This is a genomic window from Nocardioides sp. P5_C9_2, from assembly GCF_054049555.1.
In genome coordinates, this window is sequence record NZ_JBFUMD010000499.1 from 1 (window position 1) to 2,780 (window position 2,780).

Sequence of the window (2,780 nt, forward strand, 5' to 3'; positions counted from 1 at the left end):
GTGGCGGCCAGTGGCCGCCTCGGCGCTCTCGATGTGAGCGACGGGGCATCGAGCCCCGTCCCGCGGCTGGTCGCTCAGCGACCGGGGCCGCTCGGGCGCCAGCCGTACATCGCAAACGTCTGGTCGGCGGCCCGCTTCGCGGCGCGACGCTGGATCAGCTTGGCGATCATGTGGTGCTCCCTCTCCTCGTGTGTACGACGTCCCAGGGGGTGCGACGTCGTTCAGGGCCAGGCCTCCCGGCTGTCCCTGGACTGCAGGGTATCGACGTAAACGGGTTACGGGGAGGTTCTTGCGTTCTTGTCCTGAATGAGATCGCGCAGCTGCTGCCCGCGGAGGGGCTTCGGGAGCACCATGGTCACTCCGAGCTCCTGCAGCACGGCCCGCTGCTCGCCTGCCCAGGCGCTGATGACGACCACGTCCAGGTCCTGCCCGCGGTCGGGGTGCTCGCGCAGCCAGCGCACGACCTCCTCGCCGCTCATCCGGGGCATCGTGAGGTCCAGCAGCATGATGTCGTAGAGGTTGTTGGTGAGGGCCTCCACCGCCTCGACACCGTCGGCGGCCTGGTCGGCGAGGTGTCCGAGGCGCACCACCATCCGCGACATCAGGTCGCGGATGTCCTCGGTGTCGTCCACCACGAGGAATCGCAGGGGGGTCGCCTCGGTGCTCACGCCCAGAGGCTAGCGGTGATGAGGTGCCGGAATCTCCCGACTTCCGCGATGTCCACGAACCGATCACCTCGGCTCGTCGGATTGGGTGGCCCTCAGGCCGCGCCCTATGCTGTACGACGCTTCCGGCCCCGCGGTTCCGCCGCGTTCCACCGGAGGCGGGCCCCCATCGTCTAGCGGCCCAGGACCCCGCCCTTTCACGGCGGTAGCACGGGTTCGAATCCCGTTGGGGGTGCGGCAGCACATGGCGTCCACGGCCTAGCCGAGGGCCGAGCCRGCCGCCGAGCTGGACGTCGGGTCCGGCTGGCGCTTCATGCCGAACGAGTTCGCGATGCCGCCGAGCCCGGCGAGGATCGGGATCAGCAGCGCGACCTGCAGGGCCAGGGGCCGGGCGTCGGTGTTGATCCGGATGATCTCGGCCTGGACGTCGGCCGGCTGCCCGGCGAGCTGCTCCTCCAGCTTGGCGTTGGTCATCAGCTCTGCGTCGTCCTCCAGCGCGGTGGCCACCTGCTGCTGCTCGCCGGCGTCGAGCACGGTGCTGGCGTCCGACATCTGGGTGAACGAGACCGACAGCGCAGCCAGCATGATCGCGCCGGCGAAGGCGAGGCCGAAGGACAGGCCGAAGGAGCCGGCCGCGGAGTTGACGCCGGCGGCCTCGCTGACCCGTTCCTCCGAGATCGGGGACAGCGTGTAGTTGTTGAGCTGGGAGACCAGCAGGCCCAGCCCGCTGCCCGCGATCATCAGGGGGATCACGAGGTACCAGCCGGAGGTGGCGCGCGGGACGACGGGCAGCAGCACCACCAGTCCGGCGGTCAGCAGGAGGAAGCCCGCGCGGATCACCACGGCGGGTCGCCGCCTGCCGGCCCTGCGGCCCGCCATGAGTGCCACTCCGAACATGGTCAGCGACAGCGGCGCCAGCGTCAGGCCCGCACTCATGGCGTCGTACTCGAGCACCATCTGCAGGTAGATCGGCAGGACGATCATGGTGCCGCCGAGCGCGATCTGCTGGAGCAGCTGACCGGTGACGCCGTACCGGAACAGCGCGGAGCGGAACAGGTCGGGATCGAGCAGCGTCGCCTTGCCCTCGCGCTTGCGCCGACGCAGCCAGATGACGAGCGCGGCGAGCGCCGCGGCTCCGAGCAGTAGGAGTACGCCGACGGACTCGCCGCCCTCCTGCCACACCAGGATGCCGAGCACCAGGCCGCCCATGCCCACCGCGGACAGGATCGAGCCCACGACGTCGACGGCGCGCGGACCCGTGTAGGGCACGTCGTGGACCCGCTTGATCCCGGAGAGCACGATCGCGATGACCACAACCTCGAGGCCGAAGGCGACCCGCCACGACAGGTAGGTGGTGATGAAGCCGCCGAGGAGCGGTCCGACCGCGGCGGCCACGGCCGCGGCGGCGCCCACCATGGCGTACACCTTCTTCTGCGCCGTTCCCTGGAAGTTGCCGTGGATGAGGGACTGCATCGCGGGGAGGAGCAGCGAGGCGCCGATGCCTCCGATGACGGCCCAGAAGATGACGACCGAGGTCAGGCTCTGGGTCAGGGTCATCGCCGTGGCCCCGATCGCGTACCCGCACAGACCGAGCACGTAGGCGCGCTTGCGCCCGATCAGGTCTCCGACCTTGCTGCCGATCAGGATGAACGCGGCCGAGACCAGGGCCTCGAGAGCGATCGCGGACTGGACGCCGCTCACGGTCGTCCCCAGGTCCTCGACCACCGCCGAGATGGAGACGTTCATGATCGAGGTGTCGACGACGAGCACGAACATCGCCATCGACAGCAGCAGCGCGAGCCGCTGGTCCAGGGGTGCTTCGGCCACGGGGGTCCCGAGGTCCGCCGGCTCTGCCATGCGATGCCGCCCATCCACCGATCACCGCGGTGGAGGAGTCCACCCGGCAGGGGTCTCGATGATTCCATCGGCGCGACACCGGGCAGAAGGGCACATGGTCCCCCTCGTGCGGGCACCAGGGCCCGGGGGAGCGGTCCCGCGGGGGTGGCCACCCTCGATTGGGAGCCCGCGAAGTCGATGGGTTAGAGTTCCGACGCTTCGCCTCGCAGAGGATCGGCGGGAGAGTTCCGGAGCAGCAGCACGAGTTCAACCTGGCCC

The 2,780-nt window shown here is 70.0% G+C and carries 2 protein-coding genes and 1 tRNA gene; 1 reads left to right on the forward strand and 2 read right to left on the reverse strand.

Translation table 11 applies throughout. The annotated features are described in order from the left end of the window. Positions 1 to 275: 275 nt before the first annotated feature. Entirely contained in the window at positions 276 to 668 is a 393-nt protein-coding gene (locus ACXJKL_RS18765; RefSeq protein ID WP_457208521.1) for a response regulator, read from the reverse strand. Between the two features lie 159 nt (positions 669 to 827). Here ACXJKL_RS18765 and ACXJKL_RS18770 point away from each other — a divergent pair. Continuing rightward, positions 828 to 900, forward strand: a tRNA-Glu gene (locus ACXJKL_RS18770). 23 nt (positions 901 to 923) lie between these two features. Here ACXJKL_RS18770 and ACXJKL_RS18775 read toward each other — a convergent pair. Further along, on the reverse strand, positions 924 to 2,522 hold the full coding sequence (locus ACXJKL_RS18775; protein ID WP_457208522.1) for an MFS transporter: 1,599 nt from the start codon (positions 2,520 to 2,522) through the stop codon (positions 924 to 926). Positions 2,523 to 2,780 lie beyond the last annotated feature (258 nt).